The following is a 24638-nucleotide window of genomic DNA, read 5'->3' as shown; positions in this document are numbered from 1 at the left end:
TCGCAGACTCTCTCCTCAGAGTCTCAGCAGGCGGGCGGCATTGCCGTAGAGCCAGAGGTCGCGCGTCTCGTCGTCGAGCGGCAGCTCGTCGATCTCCGCCAGCGCGGAATCGAGTGGCAAGGTGGGATAGCCGGAGCCGAAGATGATCCGGTCGCGCAGCATCTTCTTGCCGTATTGCAGCAACGGCCCGTAGCCCGACTCCGGCACGCTCAGATATTTCGGCCGTACGAAGACGAGGCCGATCATCAGGCTGGTGTGCTTCCAGGCCACCGCGATCAGTTCATGCACCCAGGGCCAGCCGGGCGGCGCCGCGCAGGCGCGCAGGCCCGGGAACGCGATCATCACCTCGTCGAGCAGATAGGGCCGGCCATAGGCCATCGAGGCCTGCGTCGAGAAATTCACCCCGCAATGGATGTTCACCGGGATGTCGAGTTCGACGCATTTGGCATAGAGCGGGTAGAGCAGCGGGTCGTTGATCGCGAGCTTGTGCTCGAAGCACTGGATGTTCAGCCCCTTGAGGCCGAGCTCCTTGATCGCATGCTCGAGCTCGCGCAGCGCCGCCGGTCCCTTGTGCGGGTCGACACCGGCGAAGCCGATGAAGCGCTCGCCATGGCGGGCGCAGAAGGCGGCGACCTCGGCGTTGGAGATCTTGACGCCGAAGGTGCTCTCGAGGTCGCGCGCCTTGACGACGACGTGGTCGGCACCGGCGGCGTCATAGGCGGCGAGATAGCGCTGGAGCGCTTCCTCTGTCGTTTCCTCCCGCGCCTCCGGAATCGTCGAGGCGTAGACGCGGTCGTAGTTCTTCAGATGCGCTGATTTGATCGAGGTCTCCGGCAAGGGCGGCTTCGTCGACCAGTCGATGAGCCGGCGGCGGGCCGGTGCGGGAGCGCTCGCAATGGAGGGGGCGGCGGTTGTCATCGGCGCAGATCCCTTGCGATTTCGCGGGCGGCGTTGTGGCCGGGCACGCCGGTCACGCCGCCGCCCGGATGGGTCGAGGAGCTCGACAGATAGAGGCCCGGGATCGGCGAGCGGTAGTCGGCGAAGCCGCCGACGGGTCGGTTGGTGAAGGCCTGGTCCAGCGTCTGGTCGCCGTGATGGACATGGCCGCCCGGCAGGTCGAAGCGCTCTTCCAGATCGTTCGGCGTCAGCACCTCGCTGTGCAGCACATGCGGACGGAAGCCCGGCGCATGGCGTTCGATCGTCGCGAGCACACGCTCGAGGATCGTCGCGCGGAGTTGGGCCAGGCCCGAGGGATCGTCCTGATAGGCGACATGGCCGCCCATGATCGAGAGAAGATGCTGTCCCGCGGGAGCGAGCGACGGATCGTGCACGCTCGGCGCCATGATCGTCAGGAAAGGCTCGTCCGAGGCCGGCTGGTGCTTCGCGTCGTCGAAGGCCTTTTCGAGATAGGCGACCGAGGAGCCGATGCGGATCGCGCTGGGATAGGGCAGCCCGGGCGACGCCGAGAAGGCGGTGTAATCCGGCAGTTTCGAGACGCCCAGATGCACCTTGAAGATGCCCGAGCGCGTCCGGATGTTGCGGATGCTCGCCCGGAAGGGCGCTGGCAGCGCGGCCGATGGCAAGAGCTTGAGGAAGGTCGTCTTGGCGTTGGCGTTCGAGACGACGCAGCGCGCCCTGACGATCTCGCCATCGACGAGCTCGACCCCGGCGGCCCGCCCCTTCTCGACGAGGATGCGCGTGACGGCGGCGTTCGTCCGCACGTCGAGGCCATGGGCGGCGCCGCTGCGCGCGATCGCTTCCGAGATCGCGCCCATCCCGCCGCGCACGAAGCCGCCGCCGCCCGCCGCGGTCGTGTTGTCGCGCACGAGCGGCCGGATGCAGGAAAAGGCCGTCGCCGGCATCGTCATCGAGGCGTTCGTGCCGCCGCCGGTGACATAGTAGCCCAGCAGGGCGATGACGGTGTCGTTCTCGAACCAGCGCGTCAGATAGTCGTACGCGCTCATCGTCATGATGTCGTAGATGTCGTTGAACAGGTGCCGATACTTGAAATATTTCAAGGCGAAACGGGCCGAGCCGAGCAGCTTGCCGATGCTCCTTGCGGCGATATCCGGCGGCGTCTCCCAGATGATCTCGCGGATGAACGGCGTCATCCGGGCGAGATGGGCCCGGTATTCGCGATAGACATCGGCATCGCGCGCTGAGAGCGTCGCGATCTCGCCGTGGAGACGCTCCGCATCCGCCCAGAAGGTGAAGCTGCGCCCGCCGTCGAGAAGCGCGGTGGTCGGCGCCGATTCGAGCACCTCGAGACCGTGTGTCTTCAGCTCCAGATCGAGGATGATCTTCGGCTGCAGCAGCGACATCAGATAGGAGGCCGACGACACCTTGTAGCCCGGCCAGGGGCTTTCGGTGACGCAGGCTCCGCCGATGAGGTCACGGCGCTCGAGAGCCAGAACCTTGTAGCCGGCCTTGGCGAGATAGGCGCCGCAGACCAGGCCGTTATGCCCCGCTCCGATGATGACGACGTCATGCATGCCGCGATCCCGCCTTCATGGTGATGTGGCGGCCGGGGCCGCGCGATCATAGACGGGGGCGAGCGGATCTGGGGCGCCGGCGGCAAGCTGATGCTTGGCGATCTTGCCCGACGAGGTCTTGGGCAGCTCGGCGACGAACTGGAAATAGCGCGGCACCTTGAACGGCGCGAGATTGCGCTGGCAATGGGCGATCAGCGCGCTCAGCTCCTGCTCGGCCGGCACGCCCCCGCTCCAGACGACGAGCGCCTTGATCTCCTCGCCGCGCGTCGCGTCCGGGACCGGAACCGCCGCCGCTTCGGCCACGCCGTCGAAGGAGTTGAGGACGGCCTCGACCTCGCGGGCGGCGATATTCTCGCCGCTGCGGCGGATCGCGTCCTTGATCCGCCCGACGATGTAGAGATAGCCGCGTTCGTCCATCCGGAAGAGATCGCCCGTCCGGAACCAGTCGCCGTGGAAGGCGTCGCGCGTGGCGTCGGGGCGGTTGTAGTAACCCTTGAGGATGCCGGGTCCGCGCACGAGCAACTCGCCGATCTCCCCGGGAGGCAGGCTGTTGCCGTGCTCGTCGGCGATGCGCACCTCGCGGAACGGGCAGGGGACGCCGCAGGAGCCGGAACCGACCATGTCGACGGCCTCGATCGGCATGAACAGCGTCGGGCCGATCTCGGTCATGCCGAAGGCCTCGCGGGCACAGAGGTCGAAGCGCTCCTCGAGCGCGGCATGGGTCAGCCTCGAGACCCCGTACACGTTCGAGCGGATGACGGCATTGCTGCGGTCGTCCGCATGCGGCCGCTGCTTGATGGTGAGCACCGGCAGCAGGCAGAACTCGATCTCGTAGCGTCGCACCCATTCCATGAACCGCGAGGCGCTCTGGCGCTTCGCCACATGGAGCGTCGCGCCCTGATAGAGGCTCATCAGCAGCAGCCAGAGCGGGTCCATGTAGTAGAATGGCGTCGAGGCCAGGACATTGCGGTAGCGCCGCCCGTCGCGGAAGGCATTCACCTTGCCGGCGCCGATCCAGTAGCGCTGCGACAGCATGCAGCCCTTCGGGAAGCCGGTCGTGCCCGAGGTGTACTGGATGTTGAGCAGGTCATCATGGCCGACCGCCTCGTCGACGAAGGCGGAGCCCGGCCGATGCAGCATCAGCGCTTCGAGGCTGCGATAGGGGCCGTGCGCATCGCCGGAGACGACGATCTTGGCCGGATCGAGCGTGAGTTCGCCACGCGCCAGGACGTTCTCGACAGCGGCAAGGCAGCTCTCGTCCACCACCGCATATTCCGCCTCGCTGTCACCGAGGACATAGACGATCTCGCGCTCGCTATAGCTGTTGTTGACCGGCACCATGACGGCCCCGATCGTGGCGATGGCCAGCCAGGTCAGCGGCATCGCCGCCTTGTTCGGCAACATCACCGCGACATGGCTGCCGCGGCGGACCCCGATCGATCGCAGCCCGTCGGCGAGCGCGTGGACGCGCGGCTCGAGATCGCCATAGGTCAGCGTCTCGCCGCTTTCGAAGAAATTCCAGACCAGCTTTTCGCCGCCGGCCCGGCTCGCCTCGGCGATCAGGGCGGCGATGTTGCGCGGCAATGGCTCGGCCTCGATCGTAAGGCGGCGCTCGGCGACGGACGGCACCGGCTCTGCTGCGACGCGCTCGCGCCTGGACAGGGTGTCGACCTCAGCAGGCATACCAGGTGGCCTTCCAGTCGGTGTATTTCTCGATGGCGTGGAGCGACTTGTCCCGGCCATGGCCGGACTGCTTGAAGCCGCCGAACGGCACCGACATGTTGCCGCGGTCGAAGCAGTTGACCCAGACGACGCCGGCGCGGATCGCCTTGGCGGCGCGCTGCGCCTTGCGGATATCGTTGGTCCAGACGCCTGCGGCGAGGCCGTAGATCGTGTCGTTGGCGACCGCCACGCCCTCCTCGAAGCTGTCGACCGTGATCGTGGACAGCACCGGCCCGAAGATCTCCTCCTGGGCGATCGTCATCCCGTTGCCGACATTGTCGAAGATAGTCGGTTCGACGAAGTAGCCCTCGGCCTGCGCCGCGGGGCGCCCGCCGCCGGTGACAACCGTGGCGCCCTGCGTGCGGCCGGACGCGATATAGCCCAGCACGCGCTCGTGCTGCTCCTTGCTGACCAGCGGGCCGAGCTTGGTGGCGGGATCGAAGGGATCGCCGATCTTGAGAGCGCCGGCATGCTTGACGATGCGTGCGAGCAGCTCGTCCTTGACCTTGCGCTCGACGACGAGGCGGGAACCGGCGTTGCAGACCTGGCCGGCATTGCCAAAAATCCCTGCCGCGACGCCCGCTGCCGCCGCGTCGAGGTCGCTGTCGGCCAGCACGAGCTGGGGCGACTTGCCACCGAGTTCCAGGCTGACGCGCTTGGCATTGCTCTCGCCGGCATAGCGCATGAACAGCTTGCCGACTTCGGTCGAGCCGGTGAAGGTCACGCAGTCGACATCCATGTGCCGGCCGAGCGCCTGACCGGCCGTGGCGCCGTAGCCGGATATCACGTTGAGGACGCCTTCCGGCAGCCCGGCCTCCACCGCCAGCGCCGCGATCCGCAACGCTGTATAGGGCGACTGCTCGGCAGGCTTCAGGATCACCGAATTGCCGGCGGCGAGGGCGGGCCCGAGCTTCCAGGCCGCCATCGAGAGCGGATAGTTCCAGGGCACCACTGCGGCGACCACGCCCAGCGGCTCGCGCGTCAGCACGGCCGTCAGGTCGTGCGGCGTCGGGCCGACCTCGCCATACATCTTGTCGATCGCCTCGCCGAACCAGGCAATGCAGGCGGCGGCGGAGGGGATGTCGCCGTTCTGGGCGTTCGCGAACGGCTTGCCGACGTTCAGCGTCTCGAGCGTCGCGAGCTCGTCGCGATGGGCGAGGATCAGCTCGGAGAAGCGCAGCAGCACCTTGCGGCGCTCCTGGGGAGCCATGCGCGACCAATGGCCGGCATCGAACGCTTTCCTAGCCGAGGCGACGGCGACATCGACATCCGCCGCGTCACAGGCGGCGACATGGCCGAGCAGCTTGCCGTCACCCGGGAAGATGCAGGGCAGCGTCTCGCCCGACAGCGCGGAGACATAGCGGCCGTCGATGAAGGCCTGGCTCGGCAGGGAGACGCGCATGGCGGCGCCGGGCGGATATGCGGGATGGGCGGTCATGGCTCTGCTCGTGATCTGCACGCCAGCATCGGCGCGATCGGTCTCTGAGCAGCGAGGTTATGAACAGAAAACCATCACCACAAATAGAAAGATCGCAGTTGAAAAATTCTCAAAAGTTATGGCTTCTGAGGGAAGCTGGCATGCGGAATCGGGAGGCGAGCCATGATCAACGTCCGCCATCTGGCCGTTTTCCGGGCCGTGATGAAGACGGGCAGCGTCTCGGCGGCGGCACGCCTGCTGGCGGTGTCGCAGCCGGCCGTCACCAAGACCCTGCAGCAGATCGAGTGGGAGGTCGGCGTTCCGCTCTTCCGGCGCATCAAGGGGCGGCTGCAACCCACGCCGGAGAGCATACTGCTCTTGCCGAAGGTCGATCAGGTGTTCGGCGCAGTCGAGGAGGTCGAGCGGCTGGCGACGGAGATCGGCGGCGGGCATGTCGGCCAGGTCTCGATCGCGACCGCGACGACGCTGGCTGCGTCGATCGTGGCATCCGCCGTTGCAGAGTACCGGGCCAGGCGACCGCAGGCTCTCGTCAGAGTTCGGGCACTCGCCACACGGCAAGTCGTGGAGGAGGTGGCCAACAATCAGGTCGATATCGGCCTGACCGACGCGGCCACCGTCGAAGGGACATTGCGGACCGAGGAACTCTGCCGCGCCCATATCGGCTGCGTGTTCGCGCGCGGGCATCGGCTCGCCAGGAAGCGCCTGATCCAGCTCGGCGATCTGAGGGGCGAGAACATCATCACCTTCTTCGAGGAAACCCTGGTCGGGCTGCAGATCAGGCAGCGTCTCAGCGCGCTCGACATGTCGTCGGTGATTCCGCTCTCGACGAACCAGTCGCTGATCGCCTGCGTCATGGCGAGCAAGGGGCTGGGGGTCGGGCTGATCGATCCCTTCACGCCGCTGTCCGGCTTGTTCCCCGAGGTGGTGATCAAGCCCTTGTCGCCAACGATGGAGATCCGGCCTCGCTTCGTCTTCCCGCCCAACCGGCCCTTGTCGATCGCCGCGACCGAATTCCTTCAGGTCATCCGCAGCGTCTTCGCGGCCCACACCTCCGACGAGAATCTCATTTTCAGGCTTTGACGCCCGGTTCTGATGAACGAAACAAGGCGGTCCCCGCCGCCACCGGCCTCAGCAGCCTGGCGTGTCGCCTTCCGCCTCGCAGCCCACGTTTTCGCGAGCTCATGGTTCCTCAGGCTCGCCCGGGCAATGGGCGAGCCTGCAAGGCAAAAAGCCGATCAGGCGCCGAGCTGATCGCGGATCGGCAATTGCCTGATCCGCTTGCCGGTCGCAGCGAACACCGCGTTGGCGATGGCTGGTGCGACGGGTGGCAAGCCGGGTTCGCCGACGCCGCCCAGTGGGCGCTCGTAATCGCCCGCGGGCAGGAGATGCACGCGAATATCCCGCGGCGCCGAATCCATTCGCGTCAGCTCGTAGGTATCGAAATTGTCCTGTTCGGCGCGGCCGTTCTTGAAGGAGATCTCGGCCGAGCTCGCGATGCCGGCCCCCATGATGACAGCGCCCTCCATTTGCGAGCGGACGCGGTCCGGATTGACCATCGGCCCGCAATCGATCGCGATGTCGACGCGCGGGATCGAAAGCCCCCCGCGCTCGCCGACGGCGACCTCCACTGCCACGGCGATATAGCTGACGAAGCTGTAGTGACCGGCGATGCCGAGCCCGCTGCCCTTGGGCAAGCTACGTCCCCAGCCTATCCCCTGCGCCGCGGTTTCGATCACGCGCCGCAGGCGTCCGGTGTCGATCGGATAGCGTTCCGGATCCTCGCCATGGTTCCAGAGATCGCCGATCCTGGTCGGATCGACGAGCCTCGCCGGACCGATCAGCTCCAGCAGGTAGTCCTTCGGGTCGCGGCCGGCCGCGTGGGCAAGCTCGGCGACGAAGGACTGCACCGCGAAGGCATGGGGAATGTTCGAGACGGCCCTGAACCAGCCGATGCGGACATGGGCGGGCGCCTCCGGGTTCTCGGCCCGGATGTTCGGGATGTCGAAGGGCAGGTTGACCAGCCCCATGCCGAGCTCGAATGGCAGCTCATGCTTGGCATCCGGGGCGAAAATCGAACCGATGGTCGGAGCTGCACTTCGATGCAGCCAGGCGGTGACCTTGCCGGACCCGTCGAGCCCGGCCTCCAGCCGCTCGACCGAGACCGTGTGGTAATAACCGTGATGGAGATCGTCCTCGCGCGTCCACATCAGCTTGACCGGCGCGCCGTCCATCGCCTGCGAGCAGATCCCGGCCTCGATGACGAAATCGGGCTTTGACTTGCGCCCGAACCCGCCGCCGAGCAGCGTGATGTTGACCTTGACCTTCTCGACCGGCAGGCCAAGCCGCTTGGCGAGGCGCGCGCGGGTCACCTGCGGGGCCTGGCTGCAGGCCCATGCCTCGGCCTCACCATTGACGATACGGACCAGCGCCGCCGGCGGCTCGAGCGGCGATTGGGCGAGATGCGGAATGTAATATTCGGCCGTGACGCGCTTGGCCGACGACGCCATGGCGCGCTCGACGTCGCCTTCATTGCGGACGACCGTGGCGGGCTTGCCTGCCGCCTCGCTGAGACGGGCGCGGTAGCTGTCGGAGGAATAGACCGCGTTCGGGCCATCCTCCCAGGTCACCTTCAGCACCTCGCGGCCCTTGATGGCGGCCCAGCTATTGCGGGCAATGACGGCTATCCCGCCGAGCGGCTCGAATTCGGACGGGATCGCCGGAGGATCGATGGTGATGACCTTCACCACGCCCGGCACCTTCAGGGTCTCCGACGCGTCATGGGACGCGACCTTGCCGCCATAGACCGGCGGCCGGGCGACGACGGCGAACAGCATGCCGTCGGCGCGGGCATCGATGCCGTAGACGGCCTTGCCCGTGGTGATGTCCTGGTTGTCGACGAGGCCGATCGTATCCTTGCCGATGTAACGGAAGGCGGTCGCCGGCTTGAGCCGCACGCTGCCGCGATCGGGCACCGGTAGAGCCGATGCGGCCTTGGCAAGCGCACCATAGCCGAGGCTGCGTCCACTGGCGGCATGAGCGACGGCGTGGTTGCTGGCGCGAACCTCGGCCAGCGCCACGCCCCATTGCGTCGCCGCCGCCTGCTCGAGCATCGTTCGCGCGGCAGCGCCGGCGCGGCGCATCGGCATGAACCAGTGGCGCAGGCTGCGCGATCCATCCGTGTCCTGGTTGCCGAAGCGCTCTTCGTCGCCCCAGGCCTGCATGACCCGCACCCGAGCCCAGTCGGCCTCGAGCTCGTCCGCGACCGCCATCGCGAGCGAGGTGCGCACTCCCTGTCCCATCTCCGAGCGATGGCAGGTAATGGTGACGGTGCCGTCCTCGGCCAGGGAGATGAAGACCGCCGGATCGTCGCGCCAGCCATTGGGCATGCCGTCGGCGCCGAATTTCTTGTCCTGCGCGGACGTTGCGACGGGCAGGCCCGCGGCGAGCACGAAAACGCCGGCGCCGATGCCCTGAAGCAAATTCCGGCGACTGACATTGGCGAGAGTGCCGCTCGGATTCGGAACATGCTCCGTCATGGCCGCGCTCCCTTGGCAGCCTGCTTGATGGCGGCGCGAATGCGCGGGTAGGTTCCGCAGCGGCAGAGATTGCCGCTCATCGCGCCGTCGATGTCCTCGTCGCTCGGGTTCGGCGTCTCTTTCAGCAGAAAGCTGGCCTGCATGATCTGGCCCGGCTGGCAATAACCACACTGCGAGACGTTGAGGTCGCGCCAGGCGGCCTGCACCGGGTGGTTGCCGTCGGGGGACAATCCCTCGATCGTCGTGACCGCGAGCCCCGCTGCGGCCGAGATCGGCGTCTGGCAGGCGCGTACGGCCATTCCGTCGAGGTGAATGGTGCATGCTCCGCAGGCGGCGATGCCGCAACCGAACTTGGTGCCGGTCAGACCGAGCTCGTCCCGCAGATACCAGAGCAGCGGCATCTCGGGATCGCCGTCGTAGCGGCGCTCCGTCCCGTTCACGACGAGGGTGGTCATCAGCATCTCCTTCTTCGCGACCCGGATATCCAGGCCCGTCTGTGACATGCGGCAGCGAGGCTCTGATCGGGGCCATGCAGCGCTTCCGGGCGGCAGAACGCAAGCTGCCCCTGCGCAAGTTATCGTGAGAGGAAAGTCGCAGTGCCGAGCGTGCTGGCCCATGGTCACCGAGCCGGTCGACTATCGACGTTAGCAGCATCGGGCCCTGCCGATTAGCGGCGCAATCCGATTGCATCTATCGATGAGGGGCATAAATCTTGCCGCTCGTACTCGCGAGGTTGCGTGGCGATATGGTCGTTCGCGGCAGCCGGTGACGCGCTAAGCCAGACCATCCGCGTCCTCGAAGCGCGGCTGGGCCTGCGCCTGCTCACCCGCACAACGCGGCGCGTCGCGCCGACCGAGGCCGGAGAGCGCCTCGTTCATGCGGTCGGCCCGCGGCTCGCCGAAATCCAGAGAGAACTGATGCCTTGAGCGTTCTCCGGCTATCATCTCTACTATCCAAGCCGCCGCCAGCCGACGCCGGCTTTCGCATTGCTGGTCGAGGCGCTGCGATACCGTCGCTGATCCCGTCGACAAGCAGGCCTTAGGCGAATGGGGTAGACGCACCCGGGCGGCATCAAGATCGGGATTGAGTTCGGGACCATGAGGCACCTGCCTCACTTACGGCATATCCAGATGCGGCCGGATGATCGTCAGCATGCGCTCAGCCGAGGTATTGGGCGGGAAGAAGCCGAGATACCGGCCGGAACGGTCCATCAGATAGACATAGGCCGTGTGATCGACGGTGTACTCGCCCTTGCCGGTCTCGACCTTCTCGTAGAACACCTTATAGGCGTCCGCCGCCTGGCGCACGGCCTGGGCGCTGCCGGTGAGCCCGATGAGCCGCGGATGGAAGAGAGGGACATAGCCCGCCAGGTGCTCGGCCGTGTCGCGCTCGGGATCGAGCGTGATGAAGATCGGCTGGATCTGCTCCCCGGCGGGGCCGAGCTTGTCGATGGCGCGGGCGATTTCCTGGAGATCGGTGGGGCAGATGTCCGGGCAGAAGGTGAAGCCGAAATAGACCAGCACCAGCTTGCCGCGGAAACCGGTGTCGGTGCGCTGTCGGCCAGTCTGGTCGGTCAGGATGAAGGGCCCGCCGACCGGCTCGCGGTTCCACATCAGGACGTCCATCAGCTCGGCCGCCGAGCGTCTCTTGCCGGTTTCCTGGGCCCGCGATGGTCCGGACCAGACGATGGCGAACAGGAAGACGAAGGCCAGCGCGGCCAGGACCAGCAGGGCGGCGCGCCGGACGGCATGTCTCGCCGGCGATATCCCGTGCGCCAGCACCTGATCAGGCTCCGAAGATCAGCCGGCTGCCGGTGGTCGGCACGATGACGTTCTCGGGCAGTTGCGCCTGAGCTTCGAGGGCAAAGTTGAGCCCGCTGCAATGCATCGGGATGACCACGTCGGGCTTGAGCTTGCCGATCTCGGCGACGACCTGCTGGAGGTAGTCCTTGGGCGCGGGGCCGAGATGGAAGCCGCCGACGATGGCGTGCACCTTGTCGACACCCGAGACCTCCTGCGCCTGCCGCACCGAATTGACGATCCCGACATGGCCGCAGGAACTGATCACCACCAGGCCCTTGCCCTTGATGTTGAAGCAGGTCGCGTGCTCGTGGACATGCTCGTCGGGAATGATCTTTCCCTGCAGTTCCGCCGGGCTGTAATGGCTGGCGTCGCAGCCCAGCCCGTCCTTGATGCCGCGCTCGACGAAGGTGTTGGGCAGGATGCGCTCGATCGAGCGGCGCTTGATCTGCCCGGTCGTGAAAGCGTGCCCCGCGACGACGGTCGGCGTCTCGCAGAGCACGGTGGTCACCTTCTGCGAGTTCAGCTCGCGCCGGTCGAGCTGGCCGAAATCGGTGAACTGGCCCTGCACCGCGGTCGGGCTGACCCGATGGCAGAAATTGTCCTCGCCGCCGGCATAGAGCTTCAGGTCAGGCGCGAGAGCCTCCCGATACTTTCCGAGAAAGCCCTGCAGGCCGCCATAATGGTCGTGATGGCCATGGCTGACGATCAGCGCGTCGATCTTCGTCGGATCGACCTTGAGGATGCCGATATTGTTGAGAAGCGCGTCGGGGCTATAGCCGAAATCGAGCAGGATCGTCCGCGCATCGGAGCCTTGCTGCGACTCCAGGAAGAGGGAAAGGCCCCATTGGTTGTGCAGCACCTGGCGATAATCCGCGCCGCGGCCGGAACCGGGCGGCTGATGCTGCACGCCCTGGACGGTGCTCGGCTTGAGGAACTGGTCATGCGCGGAATCGATCAGGACCCGCATGGCGAGCCGATCGACGGTCGGCACCTGGATCGGTGCGGCGCTCGCGATCTCGACACAGGAGAAGCCGGTCGCCGCACTCGCCGCGAGCGCGGCGGATGCTTTCAAGAAACTGCGTCGGGCGATCGACTCAACCATATCCTGGCACTCCGAGTGGCGACGGCGACCAGAGGGTCGCCCACCAGAATGTAGCGCCGTCGGCGAAGCGATATTTTCCTTTGTTTTGAATGCGATCAGCAGAATTCAGCGCCCAGGGCGCCGTTCTGGAGAACGCTGTTTCCGATGCGGCGCGGTCGCTGGCGACCCCAGAACGCGGGGTCGCTGCATCCTGATGACCTAGTGCCTCCGGAACAAAGCGAACCGACTAACTTGGGAGGGCCGCCCTTCGGTACCGGTTCTGCCGAGCCGAATGAGCGAGCGAAAGGGGAATGTTCTCCTTCTACTTAAGATCTACGACTGCGTTCTTCTTTGCGACGCCCCAACAAAAAAATCCTGTTCGGCTTCTCTTGCCTCGCGGCGGGCGAAACTATGGCGATCCCGCACTCATCGTCGGCGATCGCCTCTGTGCTGACCGCCGGCTTGCAAGGAGACCTCGATGTCCGCCCTGTCTTTGCTCCGCCATGGCCTGTCGGCGCTGGCCGCGACCCTGCTTCTCGGCGGCGCCGCGCTCGCCGATTCAGGCGCCCTGGTCACGACCGAATGGTTGGAGAAAAACCTGCACGATCCCAAGCTGCGCATCGTCGAGGTCAGCGTCGAGCCCGGCCTCTATGAGCGCGGTCATATCCCGGGCGCACAGAACGTCGTCTGGCACACGGACCTCGTCGACACGGTGGCGCGCGACATCGCCAGCCCCGAGAAGTTCCAGGCGCTGGCGCGCAAGCTCGGCATCGACAAGGACACGACGGTCGTCCTCTACGGCGACAGCAACAACTGGTTCGCCGCCTGGGGCGCTTGGGTGTTCGACATCTACGGCCTGCGCGACAACGTGAAGCTGGTCGATGGCGGCCGCAAGAAATGGGAGCTGGAGAAGCGTCCGGTGGCCACGAGCCCGGTGCCGGTCAAAGCCTCGAGCTTCACCGTGGCCGAGCCCAACCGCAAGCTGCGGGCCCGCCTCGCCGACGTGGTCAGCGTCGTCGAGAAGAAGTCCGATGCGCGCATCCTCGACATCCGCTCGCCCGACGAGTTCTCCGGCAAGATCATCGCGCCGGCGGGCTTCCAGGAACTGGCGCTGCGGGCCGGCCATATCCCAGGCTCGGTCAATGTCGCCTGGGCGCGCGCGGTCAACCAGGCCGACGGCACGATCAAGCCGGTCGAGGAGCTGAAGAAGGTCTATGCCGAGGTCGGGATCGACGGCTCGAAGCCGGTGATCACCACCTGCCGCATCGGCGAGCGTTCGAGCCATACCTGGTTCATCCTGTCGCGCCTGCTCGGCTACCAGGTCGCCAATTATGACGGCTCCTGGACCGAATACGGCAACGCCGTCGGCCTGCCGATCAGCAATCCCGCCGGCACGGTCTGGGGCGGCAAGTGAGCCGCGCAGCCAGACGCAGGCCATGAGTATCTCGGACGATAGCGGCGCGCTCGATTATCATCGGGCGCGCGAAGCCGCAGTCGCCGGCGGAGCCGTGGCTCCCCCGGCCCCGCCTCCGGCCCGCCTGGTGGTGGCGACGGCCGTCATTCTCGGTCTCGCCGGCGCGATCCATTATGTCGGCGCCTATGGCGATCCGGCGCCGCAATTGCAGCTCTCGCTCATCCTCGGCGCCGGCTTCGGCTTCGTGCTGCAGCGTTCGCGCTTCTGCTTCCTCTGCATCTGGCGCGATTGGCTCGACCGGCGCGATCCACGCGGCCTGCTCGGCATCCTGACCGCGCTCGCGGTCGGGCTCGTCGGCTATACCCTGATCTACGGCGCCTGGCTGCCCGACCCCTCCGGCACGCGCTTGCCGCCGACCGCCCATATCGGCCCCGTCGGGCCGGCGCTGATCCTCGCCGGCCTCGCCTTCGGCGCCGGCATGGCGATCTCGGGCTCCTGCATCAGCGCCCATCTCTACCGGCTGGGCGAAGGCTCGCCGACCTCGCCCTTTGCGCTGATCGGCACCGGGCTGGGCTTCTGGCTCGGCTTCCTGAGCTGGAACGAGCTCTATCTCTGGAGCATCGCGGATGCGCCCGTGCTCTGGCTGCCGCGCCATCTCGGCTATGCCGGGGCGCTGCTCGCGGGACTGGCCGTTCTCGCCGCCATTGCCTACGCGCTGCTGCGCTCCCATCCGCCCGCTGCCGCCGCTGCGCCAACGCAGTCATCGCCTCTCGCCGCGATCTTCCAGCAGCGCTGGCCGGCTTGGCTCGGCGGGCTCGCCGTCGGGCTGATCGGTGTCGCCGCCTATCTGAGGCTGAGCCCGCTCGGCGTCACGGCCGAGCTCGCCTCGCGCTCGCGCCAGCTCGCCGCCAATCTCGACGCCCTACCGACCCGGCTGGAGGGGCTCGACAGTTTCCGCGGCTGCGCCACCATCATCCGCGATGCGCTGCTCACGCCCAACGGCCTCTTCATCGCCGGGCTGGTCGCGGCGTCGTTGGCCGCAGCCCTGATCGCCGGCGAGTTCCGCCCGCGCTGGCCGAGCCCGGGCCAGATCCTGCGCGGCCTGGCCGGTGGCGTCCTGCTCGGCTGGGGCACGGTGATCGGGCTCGGCTGCACGGTCGGCACTCTGCTTTCCGGCATTTCGGCCGGGGCGGTTTCAGGCTGGGTCTTTGCGCTCGCCCTGCTCGTCGGCACGACGGCGACGCTCAAGCTCGGGCGGCGCCTCGGGCTGCCGGCCTGAGCTCCGCCGCGCGAAAACCTATCGTCTGAGGCGGCGAAGCGAGGCGGAAATACCGCCATCCGCGCAATCTTTGAAAAGACGTTTCATTGACGTTCGAGCTGTCATCAAGAAATATCAGAGCATCGGCCCAGCATTGGATTGGGCCAATCGCGGGATTTGCTGGAGCAGCTTGCACCGCGTGAACAAAGCTAAAAGCGCCACGATGCACTCGTGGTCCTGCCCTTGGAGTTGCATCGATGGCTGATCTTTCTGCTTTTGCAGTTGCCCTGCTGACAGCTTCACCGCGGAAGTGTTGACGCATCCACTCTTCGCGCCGCCGTCTTAACAGCCCGGCCTTTTCTCATTTTTGACTGCTGAGGCAGCGCCGCCAGGGCGGCGGCGAAGCCGTGCGCCTGAGCCAGGCGCTCCGCTGACCCGTGCGTGGTGGCGCGGACACAGCACAGCAACCATCCACCGTCTTGCCGCTGCACCAGCCAGCTACCCGGAGGTTCTCTTGTCCGCAATTCCATCAATTCCGAAATTCGCCGCCACAGGCCGCGGACTGCGACACGTGCTCGCCGCAACGGCGGCGCTCGCCGCCTTCGCGGGCCCCGCGACGGCGCAGGAACCTCCGCGCGGCGGCATCATCCAATATGGCCACGCGCAGGAGCCACCTTGCCTCTATGGCTCGTGGATCCAGCAATGGTACCTGCAGCGCCAGTTCAGCGACGGCCTGGTCACGCGGACGAACGACGGCACCATCCGGCCCTGGCTGGCGACGTCCTGGACGATCTCGGACGACAAGAAGACCTATGTCTTCGAGATCAAGCCGGAGGTGAAGTTCACCGACGGCACGCCACTCGACGCCAAGGCCATCGTCGACAATTTCAACCTCTGGCTCGATGTCGATCCCGACAAGCGCAACAATGCCGCGACGCTCTATTTCAAGGAGCATTTCCAGTCGGCCGAGGCGACCGGGCCTCTGACCGTGAAGGTTCAGCTCAAGCGGCCCTACCAGCCCTTCCTGACCGTCCTGTCGCATGCCACCCATGGCATCCTTTCGCCAACGGCGCTGGCGCGTGGCGCACAGGTCAATTGCGAGCAGCCGGTCGGCTCCGGCCCCTTCATTATCGAGAAATGGAATCGCGGCCAGGACGTCGTCTTCAGGCGCAACCCGAACTACAACTCGGCGCCCTCGACCGCGAAGCATCAGGGACCGGCCTATGTCGACGGGCTGGCCTGGAAGTTCCTGAAGGAGCCCACGGTCCGTTATGGCTCGCTCGTCACCGGCGAATCCGACGTGATCTACGACGTCCCGGCCGTGAACTGGGAAGAGGCGAACAAGCGCTTCACCGTCATCCGCCACATCACCGGCGGGACGCCGCAACGCCTGCAGCTCAATACCGAGTTCGCCCCGTTCGACGATATCCGGGTCAGGCGCGCCTTCGCCCACGCCTCCGATCGCAAGAAGGCCGTCGAGGTCACCTTCCATGGCGCAGTCCCCTTCGAGGGCAACGGCGCGCTCGCCCAGAGCGCGCCCGACTATGCGACGGACCTCGCCGGCAGCTATCCCTATGATCCGGCGAAGGCCGAGAAGCTTCTCGACGAAGCCGGCTGGACGACGCGCGACGACCGCGGCGTGCGCCTGAAGGACGGCAAGCCGCTCACGGTCCGCATCACCTATGGTGCCGGCTCGCACCTGACGGCGGACGCCGCCCAGGCGCTGCAGATCATCCAGGAACAGGCGCGCGAGGTCGGCTTCGACGTCGTGCTGCGGCCGACGACGCAGGCCGAATGGTATGCCGGCAAGAATCGCGGCCCGCGCGACTACGAGATCCAGCCGGCCTATTGGACCGCCTCCTCGGCCGAGGTCTTCCAGATCTCGTGGAAGCCCGATGTCGGCTCGGCCCGCAACGTCAACAACGCCTCGCGCTTCCAGGACCCCAAGCTCTGGGCGCTGATCCAGGAAGCGGACCAGACCTTCGACGACGCCAGGCGCAAGGCGCTCTATCAGGAAGCCCAAGGCATCCTCGTCGACAGCGCCGCCGTGATCGGCTTCATCCCGCTGCCGGTCTCGCTCGCCTCGAGCCCGAAGCTCAAGGATGTCTGGATCTCCGGCGCCGTCGGCGAGCCCGTCTTCCACGACGCCTATTTCGTCAAATGAGCGCGGCGACCCGAACCCTCGGGGCCGAGCCGCGCCTTGCCGGCGCGCGCCGTTCCTTCGCCTGGCTGGCGCGACGCCTCGTGGCCGGTGTCGCGGTCCTCTGGGCGGCGGCGACCTTCACCTTCCTGGTGCAATCGCTGCTGCCGGGCGACCGGGCCCAGCTGATCATCAACCTCGCCGCCGGCAACATCGTCACTGCGACGCCGGCCGAGCTCGACGCGGTCAACGCCAAATACGGCTTCGACCAGCCGTTGATCGCGCAATATGCCGGCTACATCGCCGGCCTGGCGCGCGGCGACCTCGGCATCTCCTACCAGCAGCACAAACCGGTCACTGAGATCATCGCGGCGCAGATCTGGCCGACGGTGGCGCTCGCCTTCTCGGCGCTCGCCGTCGCCTGGGTCATCGCCATCGCCGTCACGATCCTGGCCGCCGGCCGCGATAATCGCTGGTCGCGGCTGGCGACCGGAACCCAGGTCGTGCTGGCGACCCTGCCGCCCTACTGGATCGGCACGATCCTGCTGGTGGTCTTCGCGGTGCAGCTCCGGATCTTCCCGGTCGAGGGACGGAACAGCCTGATCGGTCTCGTGCTGCCGACCCTGTCGCTGGCGCTGCCGCTCTCCGGCTTTCTCGGCCAGGCGCTCCAGGACGAGTTCACGCGGGTGCTCGAGCAGCCCTTCGTCACCTCGGCCCGGATGCGCGGCATGAGCGATCTCGGGGTCAGGCTCAGGCATGCCCTGCGCCATGCCGTGCTGCCCGGCATCAGCCTCTCGGGCTGGGCGATCGGCAAGCTCTTCTCCGGTGCCGTGCTGATCGAGGCGGTGTTCGCGCGGCAGGGGCTCGGCGGCATCCTCGTCAGCGCGACCTCGGCCCGCGACATCCCGCTCGTCACCGGGATCATCATCCTGTCGGCCGCCATCTACGTCGTCGCGAGCATCCTCGTCGACCGCACCTATTCGATCATCGACCCGAGGATCAAACTGGCATGAGCAGCTCCGTCCTGACCTCCCGAGACCTCGCCCCGCCGCTGTTGCGCGGTGCCTTGACGCTCAGCGGCAGCGTCCCGCTGCGTGTCTATGCCGCCGGCGCCGTCGTCTTCGTCTTCCTGCTCGCGGCCGTGGCGCCTGAGCTGCTGCAAACGCATAGTGCCTTCAAGGTCGACCTGAACGCGACCTTGCAGCCGCCCTCGCTGGCGCATCTCTTCGGCACCGACCAGGCCGGGCGCGACCTGTATTCGCGGGTGGTCAAGGGCGCCGGCCAGTCGCTGACGATCGGCGTCGGCGCGACGGTGCTGAGCATGACGCTCGCGATCCTGCTCGGGGTCACGGCAGGTCTGTCCGGCCGCCTCGTCGACGGCGCGATCAGCCGCCTGCTCGATACGCTCTTCGCCTTTCCGACGCTGTTCCTGGCCCTGCTCTTCGTCACCGTCTTCGGCACGACGGTGACGACCCAGATCGTCGCCGTCGGCATCGGCACGGCGCCAGGCTATGCGCGGATGATCCGCGGGCAGGTGCTGGCCGTGCGCGGTGCTCCTTACGTCGAGGCGGCGAAGGCGCTGGGCCATCCGTTCGGCCGCATCGTCCGGCAGCACATCTTCCCGAATGCGATGCGCCCGCTCGTGGCCATGCTGACGCTCGGCGTCGGCCAGGCGATCATCTGGGCGTCGGGCCTCGCCTTCCTCGGCCTCGGCGTCGCGCCGCCCTCGCCGGAATGGGGCGCTCTGCTTGATGCCGGGCGCAACTACATCGCCCGCGCCTGGTGGCTCGAGGTGATGCCGGGCCTCGCCATCGTCACCTTCGCGCTCTCCGTCACGGTCATCGGCCGGCATTTGCAGGACCGTCTCGAAGGCAAGGTGCAGGCGTCATGAGTGCGCTCGCCGTCGCTCCCTCGGCGGATTTCGCAACCGGCAACAGCCTGCTCGATGTCGCTGGCTTACGCGTCGCCTTCGGTCCTGAGCCGGCTCCCGATGTGGTGCGCGGCGTCTCCTTCTCCCTGTCGGCAGGGCGTTGCCTGGCCATCGTCGGCGAATCCGGCTCGGGCAAGAGCGTCACGGCGCGGGCATTGGTCGGGCTCGCCGGCCGCCGCGCCCGGGTCAGCGCGCAGGGTCTCGCCTTCGCCGGTCGCGAGCTTCGCGGGCTCGATGACGGCGCGTGGCGCCGGCTGCGCGGCAAGGAGATCGGCTTCGTCCTGCAGGATGCGCTGGTCTCGCTCGACCCGTTGCGCCCTGTCGGCCGCGAGATCGCCGAAGGCCCGCAGCTTCATGGCGAAGCCGGCCCCCGCGCCGAGCTGACCGAGCGCGTCATCGAATTGCTGAAGCTCGTCGGCGTGCCCGATCCCGCGGTCAAGGCGCGCCAGCTTCCCCATGAATTGTCGGGCGGCCAGCGCCAGCGCGCCCTGATCGCGGCGGCGCTGGCGCTCGATCCGAGCCTGCTGATCGCCGATGAGCCGACGACCGCGCTCGACGTCACGGTGCAGGCCCAGATCCTGGCGCTGCTCGAAGAGACGCGCGCCCGCGGCAAGGCGCTGATCCTGATCAGCCACGATCTCGCGGTGGTCTCGCGCATGGCCGACGAGGTTCTGGTCATGCGCCATGGCGAGGTCGTCGAGCGCGGGCCGGCCGAGCAGATCTTCAGCGATCCGCGCCATGACTATACGCGCAAGCTGGTCGCGGCGATTCCCTCCGTCCACTCGCGCGGCGCCCGGCTCGCCCCCGCCTCCGCCGCCCGTTTCTCGCCGAGCGCGGCGGACCAGCGCATTCCGGAGACCGGCCCGGCCAGCCCGCTGCTGCGTGCGAACGGCCTGGTGAAGCGTTTCCTCGGGCCGGACAGGCGCCTGCGCACCGTGGTCGACGATGTGTCATTCGAGCTCCGGGCCGGCGAGACGCTTGGCGTGGTCGGCGAATCCGGCTCCGGCAAATCGACCGTGGCGCGCATGGCGCTGGCGTTGGAGACGCCGGATGCCGGAGACGTCACGCTTCTCGGGCAGCCCTGGAGCGCCATCCCGGAAGCGCTGAGGCGGTCGCGGCGGCGCGCCATTTCGGTGATCTACCAGGACCCGCTCAGCTCCTTCGATCCGCGCTGGACCGTCGAGCGCATTATCGGCGACGCGCTCGGCGCGGACGAGCTGCGGCGCGAAGCGCGGATCACCGAGCTGTTCGACCTCGTCGGCCTGCCGGCCAGCTTCCGCCATCGCCGGCCGCTCGAACTCTCCGGGGGGCAGCGCCAGCGCGTCGCCATCGCCCGCGCCATCGCGCCGCGGCCGCAGATCATCGTCTGCGACGAGCCGGTCTCGGCACTCGACGTCTCGATCCAGGCGCAGGTGCTCGACCTGCTCGGCGATCTCAAGGCCGAGCTCGGCGTCAGCTACCTGTTCATCTCCCACGATCTCGGCGTCGTCCATCATCTCAGCGACCGCGTGCTGGTGATGAGCCAGGGCAAGGTCGTCGAGAGCGGCGAGGCCGACGAGGTCTTCTTGCGTCCAAAGGCGCCCTACACGCAGCGGCTCGTCGCCGCCGTCCCGCGCCTGCGCACGACATCCGCAACCCATAAAGGAGACGCCGCATGACCGCGCTGCTGTTCAACGCCTTCGTGATGAATACCGGCTCGCATATCCAGCACGGGCTCTGGCGCCATCCCGAGGCGCGCCAGGCCGATTTCAACGATATCGATGTCTGGATCGAGCTGGCCAAGACGCTCGAAGCCGGGCTGTTCGACGCCGCCTTCTTCGCCGATGTCGTCGGGCTCTACGGGCCGGTCGGCGGCGACTACTCGGTCAATGTCCGCGAGGGCCTGCAGATCCCGAGCAACGACCCCTCCGTCCTGCTCTCGGCGCTTGCGGTCCATACCGAGCATCTCGGCCTCGCCTTCACCAGCTCGGTCCTGCAGGCCCATCCCTTCGAGTTCGCGCGGCGCGCCTCGACGCTCGACCATATCAGCAAGGGCCGGATCGCCTGGAACATCGTGACCTCGACGCAGGAGAATGCGGCGCGCAATTTCGGCTTCGACCGCCTGACCGAGCATGACGAGCGCTATGAATGGGCCGACGAATATCTCGAGGTCGTCTACAAGCTCTGGGAGGGCTCGTGGGATGACGGTGCCCTGCTGAAGGACCGGGAACGCGGAATCTTCTCGGACCATAGCCGCATCCACAAGATCCACCATGTCGGCAAGCGCTACCGCGTCGAGGGCCCGCATCTGCCCTCGCCCTCGCCGCAGCGCACGCCGCTTCTGTTCCAGGCGGGCTCCTCGCCGGCCGGACGCGCCTTCGCCGCGCGCAATGCCGAGGCGCAGTTCATCTCGACGCCCAACCCCGCCGCGGCCAAAGAGCTGATCTCGGAAACCCGCGACCTCGCCGAGCGGGCCGGCCGGCGCCGCGACGACATCAAGTTCTTCCAAGGGTTCGCCTTCGTCATCGGCAGCACCGAGGAGGAGGCGCGGCGCAAGGAGGCCGAACTCGACCAATATGTCAGCGTCGACGGCTTCCTGGCGCATTCGAATCTGGGCGTCTCGCAGGATGACGGCCGGCCGCTGCCGCCCGACACGTTGTTGAAGGACATCGAGACCAATGGCGGCCGCAGCCATATCGACTGGCTGCGCAAGCGCGAGCCCGGCCGCGAGCCCACGGTCGGCGATCTCGGCCGCCTCGTCGCCAAGCGCCATCCACGCTTCGTCGGCACACCTGAGCAGATCGCCGACGAGCTGCTGCGCTGGCAGGAAGCGGGTGTCGACGGCATCAACCTGATCAACTGGACGATCCCCGGCTCCTATTGGGAGTTCGCCGAGTACCTGCTGCCGGTCCTCCAGGAGCGCGGGCTGGCGAAACGGGAATACGCCAAGGGCACGCTGCGCCAGAAGCTGTTCGGCCGCGACACGCTGAACGAGCGCCATCCGGCCGCACGCTACCGCGGCGCCTTCAGCCGGCGCCTCGCAGCGGAATGAGGACGATCCTTGGGGCGTGCGTGTGGCAGCACCCGGTCCGCCCTCGGACTTCCTTGAACCAGGCAGTGAGGGCGGAGGCCAGTGAGCCGGATGACTTCAGTTGGAATCGCTTGCGGTTCCAACTGAAGTCTGAATCCGTCTCTCACCAATAAGTTAGAGCAGGATCGATGCGAAAAGCCGGTTTCCGCTTTTTCGCGTCCTGCCCTAGACCCTCGCCGAGCGAAAGCTGTCGCGGGCCTGCGTGACCAGTGCGAAATTTGCAGCGGTTCGGTGCATCACTCGCTGCTGGCGCCGGGTTGGGGAAAGGTCTGGTGCAGCCAGTTCCGCAACCCCGCGATCGCAGGATCGTTCCAGCGACGCGCCAGCGTGACAAAATAATAGCCGCCGAGCTGGACATCTGCCGGCACCATCTCGACCAGCTCCCCGCGCGCCAGGAGTTCGCCCGCCATCAGATCGCTGACCAGCGCGATGCCGTGCCCCATCAGCGCCGCTTCGACGGTCATATGGCCGTGCCACAGCTTCGGCCCGCGCAGACGCGGGATGTCCGTCAGCCCGGCATGCTCGAGCCAGTTCTCCCACTGGCGTGTGTTCCGCTCGTGGATGAGCGGCAGCTTGACCAGATCCTGCACAGCGGTTGCTTCCGGGTGCTCCTTCTTGAAGGATGGACTCGCCGCAGCCACGATCCTGGGGCGGTAGAAGATCTCGCCGCGCAGCTCGGCCGGGAAGCTCGGATTTTCCAGATAGTTGATCTCGGCGTCCACGTCGTCGCGATTGAAATCGGGACGCGACGAGGTCGGCTCCAGGATGATTTCGCGGCCACCGGGGAAGCGCTCGATCTCCGGCAGGCGGGCGAGCAGCCGCCTGGAGGCCAGCCCCGCCATGCAGCAGATATGCAGGGCGTCGCTGCTGCCGCTCCACAGCTCGCCGGTGGCATCGGCAATGAGATCGAGAGCATGGCGCATCTGCGCCGCATAACGCTTTCCCTCGCGCGTCAACGCCAGGCCGCGGCCGGATTTCTGAACGAGCTTGATCCCGATCGAGTACTCCAGATTTTGGATGTGCCGCGACACCACGGTGTGGGAGACGGCAAGCTCGTCCGCCGCGGCCCGGACGCTTCCCGCTCGGCCGAATGTCTCGAAGGCGCGCAGGGCGAGCAGCGGAGGAAGGCGGCGGCGCATGGCTGGTCCAACCAATAGGGCCGTCCGCTCCGCCGACATTCGCGATCTCGCGAGGGCAGCCGATAGGTCGCGCGACGGATCCGGCGTGAGCTTCAATCGGTGGGTCTGAAGCACCAATCCCGACGCTTCTAACTGCTTGTGACAGGAAAATGAAGGGACGTAGGCTTTCACGGTCTGCGGGGGAGAACCGGGTGGCAACGACCATTTCGAACAAGGCCTCGATCGTCGGAGCCTATGAGTCACCGCGTCGACAGGCGCCCCGCATGCATCCGTTCGCCCTGCAGATGGAGTGCGTGACGGGCGCCCTCGCCGATGCCGGTCTCAAGCTGTCGGATGTCGATGGACTATGCGTCGCCGCCGGCGACTGGGCCGAAGGCGGCGGGGTCAGCAGCCTGACCGAATTCGCCGAATATGCCGGGATCACGCCGACCTATTTCGACAGCACCGATGTCGGCGGGTGCTCCTATATCGTCCATGCCGGCCACGCCGCCGCCGCCATCGCCAGCGGGCTCGCCGAGGTGGTGGTGATCAGCTATGCCTCCTGCCCGCGCTGGTGGCCGCTGAACACGCCCTCCTTCGATCCTTTCGTCCTGCCGGCCGGTCCCGGCCAGTTCGAGCTGCCCTTCGGGCCGACGCTGATCTCCGCCTATGCGATGTTCGCCCAGCGGCACATGGCGCTCTACGGCACGACCCGCGAGCAAATGGCCAAGGTCGCTGTCACCTTCCGGCAGCATGCCGCGAACAATCCCGATGCCCGCTTCCGCACGCCGCTCGGTATCGAGGACGTGCTCGCTTCACCGGTGATCGCCTCGCCGTTGAACAAGCTCGATTGCTGCGTCGTGACCGATGGCGGCGGGGCGATCGTCATGACCAGCCGCGAGCGGGCGCGCGATTGCCGTTCCAGGCCGGTGCAGCTCGCCGGTTTCGGCAGCGCCGCCGCGCGGACGCAGCTCAGCCAGATCGACCTCGATCTCGCCACGCCCGCTGCGATCTCGGGGCCGCGTGCCTTCGCCATGGCCGGCCTCGGTCACGACGATATCGACGTCGCCCAGCTCTACGACGCCTTCACGATCACGCCCATGCTGGCGCTCGAGGATCTGGGGTTCTGCGCGAAGGGCGAGAGCGGCGGCTTCGTCGAGGACGGCCACCTGTCGATCGGCGGGCGCCTTCCCTGCAATACGGATGGCGGCGGCTTGTCGTCGAACCACCCCGGCAAGCGCGGCATCTTCACCCTGATCGAAGGCGTGCGGCAGCTGCGCGGCGAGGGGCCGGGCGTTCAGGTGCCGGACGCCGAAGTCGCGCTCGTGCACGGGTTGGGCGGGACGTTCTGCGCGGCCGCCACCGCAATCCTCACGATCTAGGTTTCGCCCCATGACCGCGCCGACCTTGCCCGTCACCGACACGACCTCGGATCCGTTCTGGGCCGGCGCCCGGGCCGGGAAGCTGATGATCCAGCGCTGCCCGGCGACCTTGCGCTACCAGTGGTATCCGCGCGCCCATTCGATCCATGCGCCGGGCGTCACGCCCGAATGGGTCGAGGCCAGCGGCCGGGGCAGCGTCTTTTCGTTCTCGACGATCCATCGCGGCAACGGGCCGGTCGCTGCGCCCTACACCTG

Annotated in this window: 20 protein-coding genes and 1 pseudogene; 12 read left to right on the top strand and 9 right to left on the bottom strand. The window is 67.2% G+C overall.

The genetic code is table 11. The features are described from left to right. Positions 1 to 15 precede the first annotated feature (15 nt). The 4 genes from ACTIF2_RS03090 to ACTIF2_RS03075 are packed head-to-tail and all read right to left on the bottom strand — an operon-like array spanning position 16 to position 5652. Positions 16 to 918 carry an amidohydrolase family protein gene (locus tag ACTIF2_RS03090; RefSeq protein ID WP_439495547.1) on the bottom strand — a complete coding sequence of 301 codons (903 nt, stop codon included), beginning with the start codon at positions 916 to 918 and terminating at the stop codon, positions 16 to 18. Next, the gene (locus tag ACTIF2_RS03085) at positions 915 to 2492 is read right to left on the bottom strand and encodes a phytoene desaturase family protein (RefSeq protein WP_439495546.1); all 1578 of its coding nucleotides are present in this window, start codon (positions 2490 to 2492) and stop codon (positions 915 to 917) included. Before ACTIF2_RS03085 ends, ACTIF2_RS03090 begins: the two co-directional genes overlap by 4 nt. Before the next feature lie 15 nt (positions 2493 to 2507). Next, entirely contained in the window at positions 2508 to 4175 is a 1668-nt protein-coding gene (locus ACTIF2_RS03080; RefSeq protein WP_439495545.1) for a class I adenylate-forming enzyme family protein, read from the bottom strand. Then, entirely contained in the window at positions 4165 to 5652 is a 1488-nt protein-coding gene (locus ACTIF2_RS03075) for an aldehyde dehydrogenase (RefSeq protein WP_439495544.1), read from the bottom strand. The genes ACTIF2_RS03080 and ACTIF2_RS03075 overlap by 11 nt, the downstream gene beginning before the upstream one ends. On the opposite strand from ACTIF2_RS03075, the gene ACTIF2_RS03070 reads away from it, so the two are divergent. Both ACTIF2_RS03070 and ACTIF2_RS03065 read left to right on the top strand, forming a co-directional pair. Then, entirely contained in the window at positions 5651 to 5818 is a 168-nt protein-coding gene (locus tag ACTIF2_RS03070) for a hypothetical protein (protein ID WP_439495543.1), read from the top strand. The two genes, ACTIF2_RS03075 and ACTIF2_RS03070, sit on opposite strands and share 2 nt — an antisense overlap. After that, positions 5815 to 6732: a LysR family transcriptional regulator gene (locus ACTIF2_RS03065; protein WP_439495542.1), complete on the top strand. Its 918-nt coding sequence runs from the start codon at positions 5815 to 5817 to the stop codon at positions 6730 to 6732. Before ACTIF2_RS03070 ends, ACTIF2_RS03065 begins: the two co-directional genes overlap by 4 nt. 155 nt (positions 6733 to 6887) lie before the next feature. Here the strand turns inward: ACTIF2_RS03065 and ACTIF2_RS03060 are convergent, their stop codons facing one another. Next, a complete protein-coding gene (locus ACTIF2_RS03060) occupies positions 6888 to 9188 on the bottom strand; it encodes a xanthine dehydrogenase family protein molybdopterin-binding subunit (RefSeq protein ID WP_439495541.1) in 2301 nt (766 codons plus the stop codon). Then, positions 9185 to 9643: a (2Fe-2S)-binding protein gene (locus tag ACTIF2_RS03055; RefSeq protein ID WP_439495540.1), complete on the bottom strand. Its 459-nt coding sequence runs from the start codon at positions 9641 to 9643 to the stop codon at positions 9185 to 9187. The genes ACTIF2_RS03060 and ACTIF2_RS03055 overlap by 4 nt, the downstream gene beginning before the upstream one ends. A gap of 312 nt (positions 9644 to 9955) precedes the next feature. Between ACTIF2_RS03055 and ACTIF2_RS03050 the strand changes: the two are divergent. Further along, positions 9956 to 10105: pseudogene (locus ACTIF2_RS03050) on the top strand (LysR family transcriptional regulator); the annotation flags it as partial. Positions 10106 to 10303: 198 nt separating this feature from the next. On the opposite strand, the gene ACTIF2_RS03045 reads toward ACTIF2_RS03050, so the two are convergent. Further along, on the bottom strand, positions 10304 to 10885 hold the full coding sequence (locus tag ACTIF2_RS03045) for an SCO family protein (protein WP_439495605.1): 582 nt from the start codon (positions 10883 to 10885) through the stop codon (positions 10304 to 10306). An 88-nt stretch (positions 10886 to 10973) separates the two neighbouring features. Next, positions 10974 to 12092, bottom strand: coding sequence for an MBL fold metallo-hydrolase (locus ACTIF2_RS03040; protein ID WP_439495539.1), 1119 nt, complete (start codon positions 12090 to 12092; stop codon positions 10974 to 10976). A 457-nt stretch (positions 12093 to 12549) separates the two neighbouring features. Here ACTIF2_RS03040 and ACTIF2_RS03035 point away from each other — a divergent pair, with 457 nt between their 5' ends. From ACTIF2_RS03035 to ACTIF2_RS03005, 7 genes are all read left to right on the top strand, one after another. Beyond that, positions 12550 to 13485 (top strand): sulfurtransferase, encoded by a 936-nt coding sequence (locus ACTIF2_RS03035; protein ID WP_439495538.1) that lies wholly within the window; start codon positions 12550 to 12552, stop codon positions 13483 to 13485. A gap of 22 nt (positions 13486 to 13507) precedes the next feature. Then, positions 13508 to 14764 carry a YeeE/YedE family protein gene (locus ACTIF2_RS03030; protein WP_439495537.1) on the top strand — a complete coding sequence of 419 codons (1257 nt, stop codon included), beginning with the start codon at positions 13508 to 13510 and terminating at the stop codon, positions 14762 to 14764. A gap of 550 nt (positions 14765 to 15314) precedes the next feature. After that, positions 15315 to 16907, top strand: a complete 1593-nt coding sequence (locus ACTIF2_RS03025) for an ABC transporter substrate-binding protein (protein WP_439495536.1) — start codon at positions 15315 to 15317, stop codon at positions 16905 to 16907. Beyond that, positions 16904 to 17896 (top strand): ABC transporter permease, encoded by a 993-nt coding sequence (locus tag ACTIF2_RS03020; RefSeq protein ID WP_439495535.1) that lies wholly within the window; start codon positions 16904 to 16906, stop codon positions 17894 to 17896. Before ACTIF2_RS03025 ends, ACTIF2_RS03020 begins: the two co-directional genes overlap by 4 nt. Then, complete coding sequence (locus ACTIF2_RS03015; protein WP_439495534.1) at positions 17893 to 18774, top strand: ABC transporter permease; 882 nt, start codon at positions 17893 to 17895, stop codon at positions 18772 to 18774. The genes ACTIF2_RS03020 and ACTIF2_RS03015 overlap by 4 nt, the downstream gene beginning before the upstream one ends. Further along, positions 18771 to 20471 carry a dipeptide ABC transporter ATP-binding protein gene (locus tag ACTIF2_RS03010; RefSeq protein ID WP_439495533.1) on the top strand — a complete coding sequence of 567 codons (1701 nt, stop codon included), beginning with the start codon at positions 18771 to 18773 and terminating at the stop codon, positions 20469 to 20471. The genes ACTIF2_RS03015 and ACTIF2_RS03010 overlap by 4 nt, the downstream gene beginning before the upstream one ends. Then, positions 20468 to 21844: an LLM class flavin-dependent oxidoreductase gene (locus ACTIF2_RS03005; protein WP_439495532.1), complete on the top strand. Its 1377-nt coding sequence runs from the start codon at positions 20468 to 20470 to the stop codon at positions 21842 to 21844. Before ACTIF2_RS03010 ends, ACTIF2_RS03005 begins: the two co-directional genes overlap by 4 nt. A gap of 275 nt (positions 21845 to 22119) precedes the next feature. Here the strand turns inward: ACTIF2_RS03005 and ACTIF2_RS03000 are convergent, their stop codons facing one another. After that, the gene (locus ACTIF2_RS03000; protein ID WP_439495531.1) at positions 22120 to 23022 is read right to left on the bottom strand and encodes a LysR substrate-binding domain-containing protein; all 903 of its coding nucleotides are present in this window, start codon (positions 23020 to 23022) and stop codon (positions 22120 to 22122) included. Between the two features lie 263 nt (positions 23023 to 23285). Between ACTIF2_RS03000 and ACTIF2_RS02995 the strand changes: the two genes are divergently transcribed. After that, on the top strand, positions 23286 to 24383 hold the full coding sequence (locus ACTIF2_RS02995) for a thiolase C-terminal domain-containing protein (RefSeq protein WP_439495530.1): 1098 nt from the start codon (positions 23286 to 23288) through the stop codon (positions 24381 to 24383). A 10-nt stretch (positions 24384 to 24393) separates the two neighbouring features. Then, positions 24394 to 24638, top strand: a 245-nt coding sequence (locus ACTIF2_RS02990; RefSeq protein WP_439495529.1) for a Zn-ribbon domain-containing OB-fold protein, incomplete at its 3' end; no start/stop codon positions are given.

Origin of the sequence: Allobosea sp. (assembly GCF_051860145.1) — a bacterium.
In the GTDB taxonomy this organism is placed as follows: domain Bacteria; phylum Pseudomonadota; class Alphaproteobacteria; order Rhizobiales; family Beijerinckiaceae; genus Allobosea.
The sequence above is the reverse complement of the archived record's forward strand: the minus strand, read 5'-3'. Positions and strand labels throughout refer to the sequence as shown.